The sequence below is a fragment of the Streptomyces sp. NPDC052236 genome, assembly GCF_044548015.1.
In the GTDB taxonomy this organism is placed as follows: domain Bacteria; phylum Actinomycetota; class Actinomycetes; order Streptomycetales; family Streptomycetaceae; genus Streptomyces.
Map to the genome: position 1 here is coordinate 80,811 of NZ_JBIUBL010000015.1, position 15,788 is coordinate 96,598.

General features: G+C 69.2%; 18 protein-coding genes. 16 read left to right on the top strand and 2 right to left on the bottom strand.

Translation table 11 applies throughout. The features are described 5' to 3' along the window. Positions 1-29: 29 nt before the first annotated feature. The 7 genes from ACIHCQ_RS24245 to ACIHCQ_RS24275 all read left to right on the top strand — a co-directional run bounded on the left by ACIHCQ_RS24245 (position 30) and on the right by ACIHCQ_RS24275 (position 5,339). On the top strand, positions 30-701 hold the full coding sequence (locus ACIHCQ_RS24245) for a UbiX family flavin prenyltransferase (protein WP_399665947.1): 672 nt from the start codon (positions 30-32) through the stop codon (positions 699-701). 119 nt (positions 702-820) lie between these two features. Further along, the gene (locus ACIHCQ_RS24250) at positions 821-1,276 is read left to right on the top strand and encodes an Lrp/AsnC family transcriptional regulator (protein WP_399665950.1); all 456 of its coding nucleotides are present in this window, start codon (positions 821-823) and stop codon (positions 1,274-1,276) included. 103 nt (positions 1,277-1,379) lie between these two features. Continuing rightward, positions 1,380-2,543: an aminofutalosine synthase MqnE gene (gene mqnE / locus ACIHCQ_RS24255; protein ID WP_399665952.1), complete on the top strand. Its 1,164-nt coding sequence runs from the start codon at positions 1,380-1,382 to the stop codon at positions 2,541-2,543. Positions 2,544-2,554: 11 nt separating this feature from the next. Continuing rightward, a complete protein-coding gene (locus ACIHCQ_RS24260) occupies positions 2,555-3,091 on the top strand; it encodes a GNAT family N-acetyltransferase (RefSeq protein ID WP_399665955.1) in 537 nt (178 codons plus the stop codon). A 126-nt stretch (positions 3,092-3,217) separates the two neighbouring features. Next, complete coding sequence (locus tag ACIHCQ_RS24265) at positions 3,218-3,472, top strand: DUF4229 domain-containing protein (RefSeq protein WP_399666342.1); 255 nt, start codon at positions 3,218-3,220, stop codon at positions 3,470-3,472. Positions 3,473-4,002: 530 nt separating this feature from the next. Beyond that, complete coding sequence (locus ACIHCQ_RS24270) at positions 4,003-4,569, top strand: hypothetical protein (RefSeq protein ID WP_399665958.1); 567 nt, start codon at positions 4,003-4,005, stop codon at positions 4,567-4,569. Between the two features lie 122 nt (positions 4,570-4,691). After that, positions 4,692-5,339, top strand: a complete 648-nt coding sequence (locus ACIHCQ_RS24275) for a TetR/AcrR family transcriptional regulator (RefSeq protein ID WP_399665960.1) — start codon at positions 4,692-4,694, stop codon at positions 5,337-5,339. Positions 5,340-5,426: 87 nt separating this feature from the next. Here ACIHCQ_RS24275 and ACIHCQ_RS24280 read toward each other — a convergent pair whose 3' ends face one another. Continuing rightward, complete coding sequence (locus tag ACIHCQ_RS24280; RefSeq protein ID WP_008738468.1) at positions 5,427-5,630, bottom strand: cold-shock protein; 204 nt, start codon at positions 5,628-5,630, stop codon at positions 5,427-5,429. A 280-nt stretch (positions 5,631-5,910) separates the two neighbouring features. Between ACIHCQ_RS24280 and ACIHCQ_RS24285 the strand changes: the two genes are divergently transcribed. From ACIHCQ_RS24285 to ACIHCQ_RS24325, 9 genes are all read left to right on the top strand, one after another. Continuing rightward, positions 5,911-6,816: a menaquinone biosynthetic enzyme MqnA/MqnD family protein gene (locus ACIHCQ_RS24285; protein ID WP_399665963.1), complete on the top strand. Its 906-nt coding sequence runs from the start codon at positions 5,911-5,913 to the stop codon at positions 6,814-6,816. Positions 6,817-7,183: 367 nt separating this feature from the next. After that, entirely contained in the window at positions 7,184-8,437 is a 1,254-nt protein-coding gene (locus ACIHCQ_RS24290) for an RNA-guided endonuclease InsQ/TnpB family protein (protein WP_399665966.1), read from the top strand. Between the two features lies 1 nt (position 8,438). Further along, entirely contained in the window at positions 8,439-8,600 is a 162-nt protein-coding gene (locus ACIHCQ_RS24295) for a hypothetical protein (protein ID WP_399666352.1), read from the top strand. 119 nt (positions 8,601-8,719) lie between these two features. After that, positions 8,720-9,919 (top strand): cyclic dehypoxanthinyl futalosine synthase, encoded by a 1,200-nt coding sequence (mqnC, locus tag ACIHCQ_RS24300; RefSeq protein ID WP_399665968.1) that lies wholly within the window; start codon positions 8,720-8,722, stop codon positions 9,917-9,919. A 7-nt stretch (positions 9,920-9,926) separates the two neighbouring features. Beyond that, a complete protein-coding gene (locus tag ACIHCQ_RS24305; RefSeq protein ID WP_399665971.1) occupies positions 9,927-10,460 on the top strand; it encodes an imidazolonepropionase-like domain-containing protein in 534 nt (177 codons plus the stop codon). 113 nt (positions 10,461-10,573) lie between these two features. Further along, positions 10,574-11,179: a Uma2 family endonuclease gene (locus ACIHCQ_RS24310; protein WP_399665974.1), complete on the top strand. Its 606-nt coding sequence runs from the start codon at positions 10,574-10,576 to the stop codon at positions 11,177-11,179. A 26-nt stretch (positions 11,180-11,205) separates the two neighbouring features. Then, positions 11,206-11,913: a demethylmenaquinone methyltransferase gene (locus ACIHCQ_RS24315; RefSeq protein WP_399665977.1), complete on the top strand. Its 708-nt coding sequence runs from the start codon at positions 11,206-11,208 to the stop codon at positions 11,911-11,913. A 15-nt stretch (positions 11,914-11,928) separates the two neighbouring features. Then, positions 11,929-12,870, top strand: a complete 942-nt coding sequence (locus ACIHCQ_RS24320) for a glutaminase (protein WP_399665980.1) — start codon at positions 11,929-11,931, stop codon at positions 12,868-12,870. A 171-nt stretch (positions 12,871-13,041) separates the two neighbouring features. Further along, positions 13,042-15,189 carry a hypothetical protein gene (locus ACIHCQ_RS24325; RefSeq protein ID WP_399665983.1) on the top strand — a complete coding sequence of 716 codons (2,148 nt, stop codon included), beginning with the start codon at positions 13,042-13,044 and terminating at the stop codon, positions 15,187-15,189. Here the strand turns inward: ACIHCQ_RS24325 and ACIHCQ_RS24330 are convergent. After that, positions 15,176-15,703: a GNAT family N-acetyltransferase gene (locus ACIHCQ_RS24330; RefSeq protein ID WP_399665986.1), complete on the bottom strand. Its 528-nt coding sequence runs from the start codon at positions 15,701-15,703 to the stop codon at positions 15,176-15,178. The two genes, ACIHCQ_RS24325 and ACIHCQ_RS24330, sit on opposite strands and share 14 nt — an antisense overlap. Positions 15,704-15,788 lie beyond the last annotated feature (85 nt).

Sequence of the window (15,788 nt, forward strand, 5' to 3'; positions counted from 1 at the left end):
TCACAGGTGTGGAGCCAGGAGAAGGAGAAGTGACGAGCCGCCGCCCCTGGGTCGTCGGAGTGTCCGGCGCGTCCGGGACGCCGTACGCCGCCGCCGTGCTGCGCGCGCTGCTGGCCGCGGGCGAGAGCGTGGACCTGGTGGTCAGCCGGGCCTCGCGCCTCACGCTGCTCGACGAGACCGGGATCGCCTTCCGTGACGCCCACTGGCGCGAGGACCTGCGGGAGTGGCTGGCGCGGGGCGCCGACGGGAAGCCGGACGCCTTCGCGGCGCACCTCGGTGCGGGCGTCGGGGACGTACGGCACTGGGCGGCCGGAGACCTGGCAGCCGGGCCTTCGTCCGGTTCGTACCCGGTCAAGGGCATGCTGATCGTCCCGGCGTCGACGGCGTGTGTGGCCGGGGTGGCGCTCGGGCTCTCGAAGGACCTGCTGCAGCGCGCGGCGAGCGTGATGCTCAAGGAGCGACGGAAACTGGTCGTCGTGGTGCGGGAGGCCCCGCTGAACGGGCAGACCCTCAGACACCTGGTGACGCTGGACGAGGCGGGCGCCGTGGTGCTGCCGGCGTCTCCGGCGTTCTACGCGGGGGCCACGCACATCCAGGATCTGGTGGACTTCGTCGCGGGGCGGGCGCTGGACGCGGCGGGGGTGGCCCATGGGCTGTACCGCCGCTGGGAGGGAGAGCTCGGCCGCTCTCGGGGCGACTAGCACTCTCTGATCGTAGATTCGTAGATCGTTTGAAGGAATCTCAGGGCAACGACCCTACGCTCCTTGGAATTTACCTATAAACTTGCGCTACTGCTGAATAATGGAAGGCATCACCCATCATGGACGCCGTGGATAGGCAGCTCATTCAGGCTCTGCGCGAGAACGGCAGAGCCTCGTACGCCGAGCTCGGCCGGCTCGTCGGGCTCTCCGGCCCCTCTGTCACCGACCGCATCAACCGCCTCGAAGCGGCGGGCGTCATCACGGGCTACCGCGCCACCGTCGACGCGAGGTCGCTGGGCCTCGGGGTCACGGCCCTGATCGGCCTCTCGCTCTCCGACGCCGCCGACCACGAGGACGTGGCGCGCAGGCTGCGGGACCTGGCGGAGATCGAGGACCTCTGGTTCATCGCGGGCGACGACTCGTACATGCTCAAGGTGCGGGCGAGCGACGTGGACGGCCTGGAGAAGACGATCCGGCGGCTGTCGGGCACGCGGGGCGTCTCGCGGACGCGGACGACGATTGTGCTCTCCACGAAGTGGGAGAACAGGGTCGGAGACCTGCCGGAACAGGTATGACGCGAAGCGTCATGGGGGCGCCACCGCCTGCAAAGTATGGGGGAGTACGGTGGTGAAGCCCGTTTACGAGACATATGGCGAGACATGTGGGAGGCAGCCGCAGATGGACGTGGGTCTCAAGCGCGAGCTGGAGCAGAAGGTCCGGGCCGGTGAGCGGCTGACCCGTGAGGACGGCATCGCCCTCTACGAGTCGGACGACCTGGCGTGGCTCGGCGGCCTCGCGCACGAGGTGCGGACGCGCAAGAACGGCGACGTCGTTCACTTCAACGTCAACCGCCACCTCAATATGACCAACGTGTGCACCGCGTCCTGCGCGTACTGCTCGTTCCAGCGCAAGCCGGGTGAGAAGGACGCGTACACCATGCGTATCGAGGAGGCCGTCCGCCTCGCCAAGGCGATGGAGGGCGACAGCCTCACCGAGCTGCACATCGTCAACGGGCTCCACCCCAATCTGCCGTGGCGCTACTACCCGCGCTCGCTCAGCGAGCTCAAGAAGGCCCTGCCGAATGTGTCGCTGAAGGCCTTCACAGCGACGGAGATCCACCACTTCGAGACCATCTCGGGTCTTTCGGCGTCTGAGATCCTCGACGAGCTGATCGAAGCGGGTCTGGAGTCGCTGACCGGCGGCGGCGCGGAGATCTTCGACTGGGAGATCCGCCAGCACATCGTGGACCACCGCACCCACTGGGAAGACTGGTCGCGCATTCACCGCCTCGCGCACTCCAAGGGCCTCAAGACGCCCTGCACGATGCTGTACGGCCACATCGAGGAGCCCCGTCACCGAGTGGACCATGTCCTGCGGCTGCGCGAACTCCAGGACGAGACCGGCGGCTTCCAGGTCTTCATCCCGCTGCGCTACCAGCACGACTTCGTGGACATGCAGGACGGCAAGGTCCGCAACCGCCTCCAGGCGCGTACGACCATGGCGACCGGCGCCGAGGCGCTGAAGACCTTCGCCGTGTCGCGGCTGCTCTTCGACAATGTCCAGCACGTCAAGGTCTTCTGGGTGATGCACGGCGTGCAGACCGCCCAGCTCGCCCTCCAGCACGGCGCGGACGACATGGACGGCTCGGTCGTCGAGTACAAGATCACGCACGACGCGGACAACTACGGCACGCCGAACAAGCTCGGCCGTGAGGATCTGCTCGACCTGATCCGCGACGCGGGGTTCCGCCCGGTGGAGCGGAACACCCGCTACGAGATCATCCGCGAATACCCGGGCCCCGACGCCGACCGCCGTGAGTCGCCGCAGCCCATGCGCGTCTGAGGCCGGCCGCTTTGACTCTCACTTTCCAACTGGACCCGCCCGGCGGTCCCGCCCTGCGCGACGGCGTCCTGGCCCTGTGGGCCGAGGTCACCAACGCGGGCGGCGCCGTCGGCTTCGTACCGCCGGTGACTGCCGAGGACATTCTGCCCGAGTGGCTCAAACACCTGACGGCCATGGCCGAGGGCCGGATGCGGCTGGTGGTCGGGTACGACGAGTACGGCGCGGTCGCGGCCACGGCGTTCCTCGCGCACAACACGCACCGGCTCATGACCCACTGGGTCTGGCTCTACACGGTGATGGTGCACCCCAAGCACCAGGGCAAGGGGTACGGCCGCGACCTGCTGGCCGCGGCGGCGGACGCGGCGCGCTCCTTCGGCGGCATCGAGGCGATACGGCTCACCTGCCGGGGCGGCACCGGCGCCGACCGGTTCTATGCCGCCTGCGGCTACCAGGAGGTCGGGCGCGTGCCCGGCGCCATCCGGGTCGGCGACGCCGACGACCGGGACGACGTGATCATGCTGCTGCCGCTCGCCACCCGAACCCGCTGAATCCCGCTGAATCGCTCCCTCGTGGGGCGTGCTTCACTGGATGGGCACGACCTGTCGTTCGTAGAGAGAAGGCCCGCCGTGTCCGATTCCAGTTCCAGGAAGAGCGCCGCGATCCGGTACACCGCCATGCGTCTGGCCATCTTCATCGGCTGCTTCGTCCTCGTGAGCGGCCTGGTCCAGGTCGGCGCGCTGCCCAAGGGGCTCGGCGACTCCAACTTCGTGTGGATCGTGCTGCTCGCGCTGGTCCTGTCCGCGCCGCTCAGCTTCGTACTGCTGCGCAAGCAGCGTGACGCGATGTCCGAGCAGCTCGTCGGCAAGGTTGACCACGCCAAGGCGCGGCTGGAGGCGAACCGTACGCAGGAGGACGGCGCTGTCGGGTAGCGCCGCCACACACTTCAGAGGCAGCGGCGGGTCTTCCGAGTCTGGGAGGTCCGCCGCTTACGCATGGCCGGTTGCTGCCCGTGTCACAACCGGGCATAGCCCCTTCGAGGTCCTCTTGTAGGCCGATGTGCTGATAGCTCCACGAGGCTCTCAAGGTGTCGCCTTCATGATCCGACGATGCGAGAGAGGCTCGAAAAGTCTTCCGGAGCTTCACCCCCATCAGGTTTCAGAAGGAGCACTGTATGAGTCCTGAGAACAGGACCGGGTCCTTGCTCGGCCCACTTCCCAGACGCCGCGCATGGCTGGGCGGCGGTGCCTTCGCATCACTCGCCCTCTTGCTGACGGCGGTGGCGAGTCCCGCGACTGCCATGGGGCAGAGCGCCGCCCAGGCACCTCTCAGCGCGAGCGTGGCGGGCCCGTCCGGCGATGACGAATGCAAGCCGGGGGGCCCCGGTCCAAAGGACCCGAAGGATTCGGACGGGTATGGAGGTTCGGAGGCTCGTGGCGGTCCGGTCGGTCCGCACCCGGCCGTGGCGAAGCAGCTCGACAAACTCGGGCTTGGCTACGGCGAGGACGGCAAGGGCCACGGCGAGGGCGGTAAGGGCCACGGCGAGGACGGCAAGGGCGACGACGACCAGTGCAAGGACGGGAAGGTTGGTCCTCCCGGTCCTCCCGGTCCTCCCGGTCCTCCCGGTCCTCCTGGTCCTCCCGGACCTCCCGGACCTCCCGGACCGTGCAATGACGTCGACGCCTATCGCCCCAGCAACTCCGTGGACCTCAAGGCCGTGCTGACCGATGGCGTGGCGTACGCGGGTATCCGGCAGCGCCAGCCCAACCCGGCGCCCCAGTACACCTGGTACGACCTCACCGACGAGCCCGGTACGAACTACCCCGACAACGCCTGTTCCATCTCCATCGCTTCCCAGACCAACGCGACGGACGGAGTCTCGATCCAGGTGCTGACCACGGACGGGAGGGTCTTCGAGACCACCTGCGAGGTCAGCAACTCCGCGCCCCCGCCCCCCAGCGTGCCAATTCTCGAGTGCAACGAGATCTGGACGTTCCGCGGGGCGCCGAGCCCCGGGGACGACTTCTAGCGAAGCCTTCGCAGCAGCGCCCTCTCCCCCCATGGGGAGGGGGCGTGCTGCGTTCTCGGCGTCTCCCGTGGGCCGTAGTCTTACTGCGGAGTAGATGTGTGTGGGGCGGGAGGATTTCTGACATGGGTCCTGTGAAGGGCGCGAAAGGCAAGCGCATGCCGCGCGCCGTGCGTGAGCGGCAGATGCTGGACGCCGCGGTGCGGACCTTCGGGCAACGCGGCTACCAGTCCGCCTCGATGGAGGAGATCGCCGAGCTCGCAGGGGTCTCCAAGCCGCTGGTCTACCTGTACTTGAACTCCAAGGAAGACCTCTTCGCGGCGTGCATCCGGCGCGAGGGGGACGCGCTCGTCGCAGCCGTACGGGCGGGAGCCCAGCCGGAGTTGGCCGCGGACCGGCAACTGTGGGCGGGACTCGCCGCGTTCTTCACGCACACCGCCGAGCACCCGGACGGGTGGGCGGTGCTGCACCGGCAGGCGCGCACGCACGGGGAGCCGTTCGCCGCGGAAGTGGCGGCGATGCGGGCCGAGATCGTGGCCTTCGTGACCGGGCTGATCGGCGCCGCGGCCCACGAGAGCCACCAAGGACAGGAACTGGACGCCAAGGACCTGGTGGGACTCGCGCAGGCGCTGGTGGGCGCGGCGGAGTCGCTCGCGGGGTGGGCGAACGAGACCGCGGACATCTCGGCGAAGGAAGCGGCCGGGACGCTCATGAACTTCGCGTGGATGGGGCTCGGGGCCCTGATGAAGGGCGAGCGCTGGTCTCCCCGCTGAAGGAGCGCTGAAAGGGCAGGAGCCCCGGTCCAGGGACCGGGGCTCCTTGATACTGCTGAGTCGTGCGCGATCGCCGATCCTGGCTGACTAGGCCGGGGTGACGTTCTCCGCCTGCGGGCCCTTCGGGCCCTGGGTGACGTCGAAGTTCACGAGCTGGTTCTCCTCAAGAGAACGGAAGCCGCTCGCATTGATCGCGGAGTAGTGGACGAAGACATCCGGGCCGCCGCCGTCCTGGGCGATGAAGCCGAAGCCCTTTTCAGCGTTGAACCACTTCACGGTTCCGGTAGCCATAAGCCCTCCTTGGGCCAAAGGGTTGCCCTGCTCCAGAACCTGCAAGAAGTCTGAAAACTACAAAAGCCTGCGGTTACATGCTCCGCAGGCTCTGTACTGCAAGGGAAACCAAACTGCAACTTGCGGCGAGCCTAGCACGCAGAACGGGCGCAGCGGTAGAGGGAAAAGATCACGTCGGCGGAACGGTCGGAGGGGCCCGGACGTGAGACGACGGCGCAGCTCGGGGCGGGGGTTCCGCCCCGGTGGAACGCACTGCGCGCCGCGGGTCTAGCCTCACGATGTGGACAGTCTTGTAACAGGCCCCGGTCGTGAAGAAGGCTCCCGAGAGAGCACAGCAACCGATCGCGGGCGCGCCCGGCCACGGGTCGGCCACATCCAGTTCCTGAACTGTCTGCCCCTGTACTGGGGGCTGGCGCGGACCGGAACGCTCCTCGATCTCGAGTTGATGAAGGACACCCCGGAGAGACTCAGCGAGCAGCTGATCCGCGGCGACCTCGACATCGCGCCGGTCACCCTCGTGGAGTTCCTGCGCAACGCCGACGACCTCGTGGCCTTCCCCGACATCGCGGTCGGCTGCGACGGTCCTGTCATGTCCTGCGTGATCGTGTCCCAGGTGGAGCTGAAAGACCTGGACGGGGCGCGGGTCGCGCTCGGCTCCACCTCGCGTACATCCGTACGGCTGGCACAGCTGCTGCTCTCCGAGCAGTACGGAGTGAGGCCCAACTACTACGTCTGTCCGCCCGACCTCGGCCTGATGATGCAGGAGGCCGACGCCGCCGTGCTGATCGGCGACGCCGCGCTGCGCGCCTCGCTGCACGACGCGCCGCGGCTGGGCCTCCAGGTCCACGACCTCGGGCTGATGTGGAAGCAGTGGACCGGGCTGCCGTTCGTCTTCGCGGTGTGGGCGGCGCGCAAGGATTATCTGGCGCGCGAGCCCGTCGTCGTGCAGAAGGTGCACGAGGCCTTCCTCGCCTCGCGGGACGTCTCCCTGGAGGAGGTCGCGAAGGTCGCGGAGCAGGCGGCCCGCTGGGAGGCCTTCGACGCGGAGCTGCTGGAGCGCTACTTCACGACGCTGGACTTCCGGTTCGGGGCGGAGCAGCTCGCGGGTGTACGGGAGTTCGCGCGGCGGACCGGGCCGACGACCGGATTCGCGGCGGACGTGCGGGTCCAGTTGCTCGGCCAGTAGCTCCGATCGCTCCGGTGGCCTGCCGGCTCCCCTGGCATGACCACGCTGCATGGCCACAGCGAGGCATGGCCGGAATCCCTGTGATGCCGCACCCGCCGGGCCCTAGTCTGAAGCAGAGCAGGACGCGGCGAACGGGGGAGTTCAGCGAATTCTTGCGAGGAACCCTGGGCGTTCACGCCCGGGAGGAATCGCATCCTCAAGGATGCGGCGCGGAGCGCTGCAGCGGCGTTGTGGTGGTCCGGCCGCGGAGCGGCCGAGTGTCACGTCTGGCGGAGACCGCCGATTAAGGGCCCGTCCGTTCGCTCGATCGGGTGATCGATCTCGAACGTGTGGTGGTGTCTCGCGCGGGTGCGTACGGTCGGTGATCGTGAAGATGGTGGTGCAGGTCAAACTCCTGCCGACGCCCGTGCAGGCGGCGGCACTCGAGGCGACCCTGCACGCCTGCAACGAGGCCGCCAGCTGGGTGAGTGAGGTCGCCTTCGAGCGCGGACAGTTCAAGAACTTCGCCCTGCGCAAACACACCTACGACACCGTCAAGACCCGCTGGGGCTTGGGCGCGCAGGCCGCCCAGCACGCGATCAAGAAGACCTGTGACGCGTACACCGCGCTGAAGGCGAACCTGAAGGCCGGGAACCTGGGAAGGCTCGGCTCCCGCCGTTACCGCCAGGCCACCGAGAAGCCGATCGCCTTCCGCCCCCAGGGTGCGCAGCCCTACGGCGACCGAATGTTGTCCTGGCAGATCCCGGACCGGACGGTATCGATCTGGACCACCGGCGGGCGGATCAAACACGTGGCGTTCACTGCCTCGGTGGAGCAGCTGGCCACGCTGGCCCTGCACCGCAAGGGCGAGTCCGACCTGCTGGAGCGGGACGGCATGTGGTTCCTCATCGCCACCTGCGAGATCCCCGAAGCCGTGCCGAATACGGATCCGGTGGACTTCCTCGGCATCGACCTGGGCATCGTGAACATCGCCACCACCTCGGACGGTGAGATCCTGGCCGGGCGCGCAGTCAACCGCATCCGGGTCCGGGAGCGGGGCCTGCGCGCCAAGCTGCAGAAGAAGAACACCCCGTCCGCCAAGCGCCGGTTGAAGAAGCGGCGGCGCAAGGAGGCTCGGCGAGCGAAGGACATCAACCACAAGATCGCGAAACACGTGGTGGCCGAGGCAGAACGCACCGGTCGCGGAATCGCCCTGGAAGACCTCACGGGCATCCGCGAGCGGGTACGGCTTCGCAAGCCCCAACGGGCCACCCACTCCAGCTGGTCCTTCGCCCAGTTGGGGCAGTTCATCGCGTACAAGGCCCGCAAGGCGGGGGTGCCGGTGGTGCACGTCGATCCGGCGTACACCTCCCGCACCTGCGCCGAATGCGGCCACATCGACAAAGCGAACCGGGTCTCGCAAGCCTGGTTCGCATGCCGGAACTGCGGATTCGTTGATCACGCAGACCGGAACGGCTCCCGCAACATCCATGCTCGCGCGTGGGGGTTGTGGCGACGCGGGGCCCAGTCAACGGCCCCCGCCCCACCCCGGACATCCGGGCGTGAGGCCGGACGCAAACGACGCACCACCGCCAGTGATGCTCGTTGTGCAAGCCCGGGACCTTTAGTCCCGGGTAGTTGACATGCATCCGCTGGGTCCGGGCGACCCGCGGAGCATCGGCGCGTACCGGCTGCTCGGCAGGCTCGGGGCGGGCGCGGTGAAGGTCGTCCATCCGCACTTCGCGCTCGACAAGGAGTTCCGGGCGCGGTTCCGGCGTGAGGTGCCGATGGAAGGTCCGCCTTGACGGCCGCCTTGAAGGTCCATCAGCCGCGTCGCTGACCGCGCCCGCAGAGCGCCATGCCCCCTGGCGTACGCTGGATCGGCCCGCAGCTGCTCTGAAAAACCGCCGAAAGGTGACACCCGGTGACCGAGAAGGCCGACCTTCAGCCCGTCCTGGACCGCGCTGCCGAGGGTGGGCGGATCACCCCTGACGAGGCGCTGGAGCTGTACCGGTTCGCGCCGCTGCACGCGCTGGGCGCCGCGGCGGACGCCGTACGCCGTCGGCGTTACGCGGGTACGGAGCACATCGCGACGTACATCATCGAGCGCAACATCAACTACACCAATGTGTGCGTCACCGCCTGCAAGTTCTGCGCCTTCTACTCCCCGCCGAAGGACACCGGCAAGGGCTGGACGCGCGACCTGGACGACATCCTGCGGCGGTGCGCCGAGACCGTCGAACTCGGCGGCACGCAGATCATGTTCCAGGGCGGGCACCACCCGGACTACGGCGTCGAGTACTACGAGGAGCACTTCGCCGCCATCAAGGGCGCCTTCCCGCAGCTGGTGATCCACTCCCTGGGCGCGTCCGAGGTCGATCACATGGCCCGCATCTCCAAGGTGTCGGCCGAAGAGGCCATCCAGCGCATCCACGCCGCGGGCCTCGACTCCTTCGCGGGCGCGGGCGCCGAGCTGCTGCCCGCGCGGCCCCGCAAGGCGATCGCGCCGCTCAAGGAGTCCGGCGAGCGGTGGCTGGAGATCATGGAGACCGCGCACCGGCTGGGCGTCGAATCGACGTCGACGATGCTGATGGGCACCGGCGAGACCAACGCCGAGCGGATCGAGCACCTGCGGATGATCCGCGATGCGCAGGACCGGACGGGCGGCTTCCGGGCCTTCATCCCGTACACGTACCAGCCCGAGAACAACCGCCTCAAAGGCCAGACGCAGGCGACGCTCTTCGAGTACCTGCGGCTGATCGCGATCGCGCGGCTCTTCTTCGACAATGTGGCGCACATCCAGGGCTCGTGGCTGACCACGGGCAAGGAGGTCGGCCAGCTGTCGCTGCACTACGGCGCGGACGACCTCGGCTCGATCATGCTGGAGGAGAACGTCGTCTCGTCGGCGGGCGCGAAGCACCGGTCGAACCGGATGGAGATCATCGACCTGATCCGCAAGTCGGGCCGGGTACCGGCGCAGCGGACCACGACGTACGAGCACATCGTGGTGCACGACGACCCGGCGAACGACCCGGTCGACCAGCGTGTGGCCTCGCACATCTCATCCACGGCGATCGAGGGCGGTACGGCCCACCCCGAGCTGAAGCTGCTCGCCTCCAACTGAGCGCGCGGTGCTGACTCTTCATGTCGCGGACGGGTCCGCCGAGGCGGTGCTCGTCGACGGCGGACTGATCGCCGCGATGGGCTCGTACGAGGCACTGGCAGCCGCCCACCCGGCGGCGCGGGTCCGCCGCTGGCCCGGCGTCATCACGGCGGGCCGGCTGAACGCGCGCGCCGCCGAGCTGCTGGAAGCGGCCTACCACCCGGACCCGCGGGAGGCTGCCGAACTCGGCACCGAGCCGCTGACCGGGGACGCGCTTGCCGCACTGGACATGGACGAGGCCCGCTGGGGCGCGAGCGCCCGGCGCGGGCTCCAGCGCATGCTCAAGCAGGGCACGACGGCGGTGACCGGGCCCTTCAGCCGGCGGACGGTGCGGACGGCTGTGGCGCGCTCGGGCCTGCGGGTGCGGGAGCCCGGGAGCGGCGCGGAGGGGCCCCTGAGGGTGGGCGGGCCGGCGGACTTCGCGATTTTCGACGGGCCGCTCGACGGTGCGACGTGCGTTGCGACGGTGCTGGGTGGACGGCTGGTGTACCGGCGTACGTAGGCGGTACACCGTGTCAACTGCGAAGAAGGCGGTCATCACTTCGGGTGGCGGTACGGTCGTATCAAGGACGGCACTCCGTCTGTGCGTCCACACTCGCGTTCATGGGAGCAGTGATGGCTACTACGGGTCGAACCGAGCAGGCCACCGAGGACAACTGGATGTTCCCGCCCGACGAGGGCTGGACCGTTGACCAGGTGAAGGATCTTGAGCTGCCCTTCGACTGGGAACTCATGGACGGAGTAATCGTGCCCCGTGGGCAGACAAACCTGTGGCATGACCACGTGCGCGATGAACTCCGGGATCAGCTCAAGGAGGCACGGCCAGTCGGGCATGCGGTCCACGTCGAGCGCTGCGTCAAGTTGGACGAGCACACCTTCGTCAAGCCCGATGTGGTCCTCTCCGACAGCAGGGGAGTCAATCTCCTGGCCGTTGCCTGTACGCCCGCCGAAAAGGTGAAGCTTGTGGTGGAGGTGGTTTCGCCCGGTTCCAAGGGCCAGGACCGGATTTACAAGCCCGCCCAGTACGCCGCCGCCAAGATCCCCTGCCACTGGCGCGTCGAGCGGGAGCGGGACGGGAAGGTCGCCGTGCACGAGTACTGGCTCAACCCGGATACACGTTCCTACATCCCCGCCCCGATGCACCCCGTACACCGCGACAAGCTCATCACCGAGCTGCCGTACCCCATCGAGATCGACCTGACCGCCCTGCTCGAAATCTGACTCGGCCCGCCGGGCACAATGGAGCGGTGACCCGAGCCTCCCTGGACAAGCAGCCGCACGAAGTCGCCTCCATGTTCGATGATGTCGCGGCGAACTACGACCTCACCAACGACGTGCTCTCACTCGGCCAGGACCGGGTCTGGCGCAAGGAGGTCGCCAAGGCCGTGGACGCCCGCCCGGCGCAGAAGGTCCTCGACCTCGCCGCGGGCACCGGCACCTCCTCGCTCCCCTTCGCCGAGACCGGTGCGTACGTCGTGCCCTGCGACTTCTCGCTCGGCATGCTGCGCGAGGGCAAGAAGCGCAACCCCTGGCTGCCGCTCACCGCGGGCGACGCGACGAAGCTGCCCTTCGCCGATGGTGTCTTCGATGCCGTGACGATCTCCTTCGGGCTGCGCAACGTACAGGACACGGGTACCGCGCTGCGCGAGCTGTACCGGGTGACCAAGCCGGGCGGGCGGGTCGTGATCTGCGAGTTCTCGCAGCCGACCTGGGCGCCCTTCCGGACCGTGTACACGGAGTACCTGATGCGGGCGCTGCCGCCGGTGGCGCGGGCGGTCTCGTCCAACCCCGACGCGTACGTCTATCTCGCCGAGTCCATCCGCGCCTGGCCCGACCAGGCAGGGCTGGCGCGGCGGCTCCAGCAGGCCGGGTGGTCCAAGGTCGCGTGGCGGAATCTGACGGGTGGCGTGGTGGCCCTGCACCGCGGCACCAAGCCCAAGCCCAAGCCGCAGTAAGCCGGCCACGCCCCCATGGAGTCGGAGCCTCAGGCGCTGGACTATCAGGCGCTCCTGGAGCGGATCGCCAAGGACGTCGCCCAGCAGGTCGAGCAGGCAGGCAGCGGCAAGCCCGCCGCGTACATCCCCGCGCTGGCAGCCGTCGACCCGCGCCGCTTCGGGATGGCCATCGCGGACGTGGACGGCACGGTGTACGGGGTCGGGGACTGGCAGCAGCCCTTCTCCACCCAGTCGATCACCAAGGTCTTCGCGCTGGCCCTGGCCCTGGCCTGCGGCGGCGACTCCCTCTGGGAGCACGTCGGCCGTGAGCCCTCCGGCAATCCCTTCAACTCGCTGGTGCAGCTGGAGTACGAGAACGGGATCCCGCGCAATCCCTTCATCAACGCGGGTGCGCTCGTCGTCACCGACCGCCTCCAGACCCTGACCGGCGACGCCAGCAGCGAACTGCTTGAATTCCTGCGGCAGGAGAGCGGCAACCCGGCGCTGGCCTTCGACGCGGAGGTCGCCGAATCGGAGTCCGCGTACGGCAACCGCAACGCCGCCCTCGCCTACTTCATGGCTTCGTACGGAAATATCACCAACCCCGTCCCCACCCTCCTTGAGCACTACTTCTGGCAGTGCGCGATCGAGATGAGCTGCGCCGACCTGGCACTGGCGGCCCGCTTTCTGGCCCGCCATGGGCTGCGCGCCGATGGCTCCCGCCTGCTGACCCGCAGTGAGGCCAAGCGGATCAACGCGGTGATGCTCACCTGCGGTACGTACGACGCGGCCGGGGAGTTCGCGTACCGCGTTGGGCTGCCGGGCAAGAGCGGGGTCGGCGGCGGGATTGTCGCGGTCGTGCCGGGGCGGTGCACGCTCTGCGTCTGGAGCCCGGGCCTGGACGAGCGGGGCAACTCGGTGGCGGGTGTCGCGGCGCTGGAACGCTTTACGACGCTGACCGGTCTTTCGGTCTTCTAGCTTTCAGTCGTGGTGTGTTGACGGGAACCGGGCGGCGAGGAAGTCGTGTCAGTTGTCTACGACCGTCCCCCGTCCCCGTCCTCGTCCACGCCCTGTCACCTCGGAGTGCTCCCCATGGCGTCGTACTGTCCGCACTGCGGTTGCCCGTCCCCGGACGAGGCTCGCTTCTGTATGAGATGCGGGCGCGAGCGACTGCCCGCCGAGGCTCCGGCCGCGCCGCCCGCCCTGCCCCTGCCTCCTCCGCCTCCGCTGTCTCCTCCGCTGCCTCCGGCACCGCCCGGCGCGCCCTCCCCCGTCGGAGCGTTCCTCGGCCGGGCGTTGCGCGGTGACTGGCTCGCCCCGGCGAAGGCGGCGGTCTGGCCGGCCGGGCTGCTGCTGGGGCTCGCGGTGGTGCTCGCCATCCCCTCGTACGGGCAGGACGACGAGGACGTGGTCGGCTGGAGCGACCGGCTGCGGATCGCGCTGGCGATGCTGCTTCAGGGGCTCGGCGGCGGCTTCGAGGCGACGGCGGCGGAGGTCTCCCCGCCGGTCTTCGGTGACGGCGGATATCCCGATTCCTCCGGTTCCGGTTCCGGTTCCGACTCGGGCCTGGACGCGGTCGCGCAGGGCAGCGTCTCGCTCTCCGTCGTACCGCTGACCGTGACACTGCTGTCGATCGCGGCGCTCTACCTCGGCGCGCGGTGGCTGCGTACGCGGGGCGAGCCCGCCGGGCCGGAAGCGGCCGTACGGATCTCGGTGCTGGTCGCGGGCGCGGTGCTGGTGCTCGGCCTGTTCGCCCAGCCCGAGATCGAGGGCATGGAGATTTCCTCGTCCCCGCTGCTCGCGGCGCTCGGCGCGCTGGCGCTCTCGCTCGTGGTGACGGCTGGCGTGCTTCAGCGCGACCGCCTCGCCGCCTGGCTGGCCCTGCGGCCCGCCGCCCGCTCGGCGATGCGCGCCCTGAGGACGGCGGTCGGCGCGCTCGGCGCGGTGGTCGTGCTCTGCTCGCTCGTCGGCTTCATCGTCTACGCCAACGCGGACGATGTGGACGGCACGGCCATGCTGATCGCCCTGCCGGTGCTGCCCAACATCGGGTTCGCGGTGCTCGGGCTGAGCTGGGGCGTACCGGTGGAGTACGACGTCGAGGGGCCCTACGGCGCGACGGGCTCCGGCTCGGAGCACGACAGCTTCGGACTCGCGGAGATCGGCGATGTGTGGGGCGACGGCGCGGTCGCCGGGGCGCTGGCCCTGGGTGTGGTCTGCGCCCTCACGCTCGGCGTGGTGGCGGCCCGTCGCTCGGCGGACCGGCGCGAACAGGTGCTGGCCGGGGGGATGTCGCTGGGCCTCATCCTGCTGTTCACGGCGGTGAGCGGGGTCTCGGCCGAACTGGACGGCGGCATCGCGGACTGGGGCGGCCAGGGCACCTCGGGGTTCGCGCCGAGCGTTCCGGACGCGCTGCTGTTCGGGCTGTTGTGGGTGGGGGCGGCGACGTTCCTGGGCCCGTATGTGCTGCGGATGGCGGGGCAGCGGGCGGCGGCTCCGGCTGTTGCGTCGGCTCCGTTTGCTCCGACGATGCCGGTGTACGCGCCGGAAGCGCCGACGCCCTACCAGGCGACCGTAGTGTCCACGGCGGCCACGGCGCCCACCACCGAACGCAGGCGCAAGGTCCTCGTCTGGGCGGCCACCCTCACCGCCGCGTTCGTCATCGGCGGCGGTGCGACGGCCGGGACGCTGATCCTGACGGGGAACAGCGATGAGTCCGACAGGACCCAGAACCAGAGCCCGAGCGAGCCCCCGGCAGCGTCTGAGTCCCCATCCCCATCCCCGTCCGAGTCACCGTCCGCCAGCCCCTCACCGACTCCGACTCCGACCCCGGCGGGCGGTGCCACGCTCCCCGCCGGCTTCGTGCTCAAGCAGGACCCCGCCGGGTTCACCGTCGGCGTGCCGGCCGGCTGGCAGCGCAGGCAAGCAGGCAGCCAGATCTTCTACGAGGCCCCGACAGGCGGCTCGTACCTCCAGATCGGCGTCATCAAGAACACGCCGATGTCGTCGTACGAGAACTTCCTCGGCCTGGAGAAGAAGCACCTGGCGACGCCCGAAACCGAGTACACCCGCCTGCTCCTGACGCAGAACACCTTCCAGGGACGGCCGGGCGCGCTCTGGGAGTTCACCCATGTCCCCGAGCCGGAGGAGGGCGGGGTACGGCGGCACGTCATCGATCAGGCCTTCGTCGCCCCGAACGGCACCGAGTACGCGATCCTCGCCGCCGACCGCGCCGAGCTGTGGGACACGGAGAAGGACGTGGTCTTCTCGACCGCCATCAACACCTTCAAGGTGAACTGACCTCCCCCAGGGCCAGGCTGAAGCAGTAGCCCTTCCGCTTGCCCACCGGCGATACGAACGTCTCGGCGAGCTCCATCCCCAGCCGCCGGGTCACCGCCACCGACCGCTCATTGGCCGCGTCCACCATCGCCACCACCCGCTCCACCCCCGCCGCCCGCACCCGCTCCAGCGTGGTGAGGGCGGCGGCCGTCGCGTACCCCTTGCCCCACGCCGACCGCGCCAGCCGCCAGCCGATCTCGATCTCGCCGACCGGGCCGAAGGTCTCGTGCGGCCAGGGCTGCGCGCCGGTGAAGCCGATGACCTCGCCGTCCTCGTCCAGCATCGTCCACAGGCAGAAGCCGCGCTCGGCATCGTGTCTGCGCTGCCGGGCGGTCAGCTCCTCGTAGACCGAGAGCTCCGCCGTGGCCCCGCCTTGGTACTCCATGACCTCCGGGTCGTCGAAGACCCGGTGCCAGGCAAGGGCGTCCTCATCGGTGGGCACACGCAGCTGTAGGACGGGGAGCGGCCTGCTCATAGGGGGAGCCCTTCAGTTTGTGGATCAGTACGCCCCCATAGACTGCACAGGTCCTGTGCCGTTCGGTACGCAATATTGAGTCTTC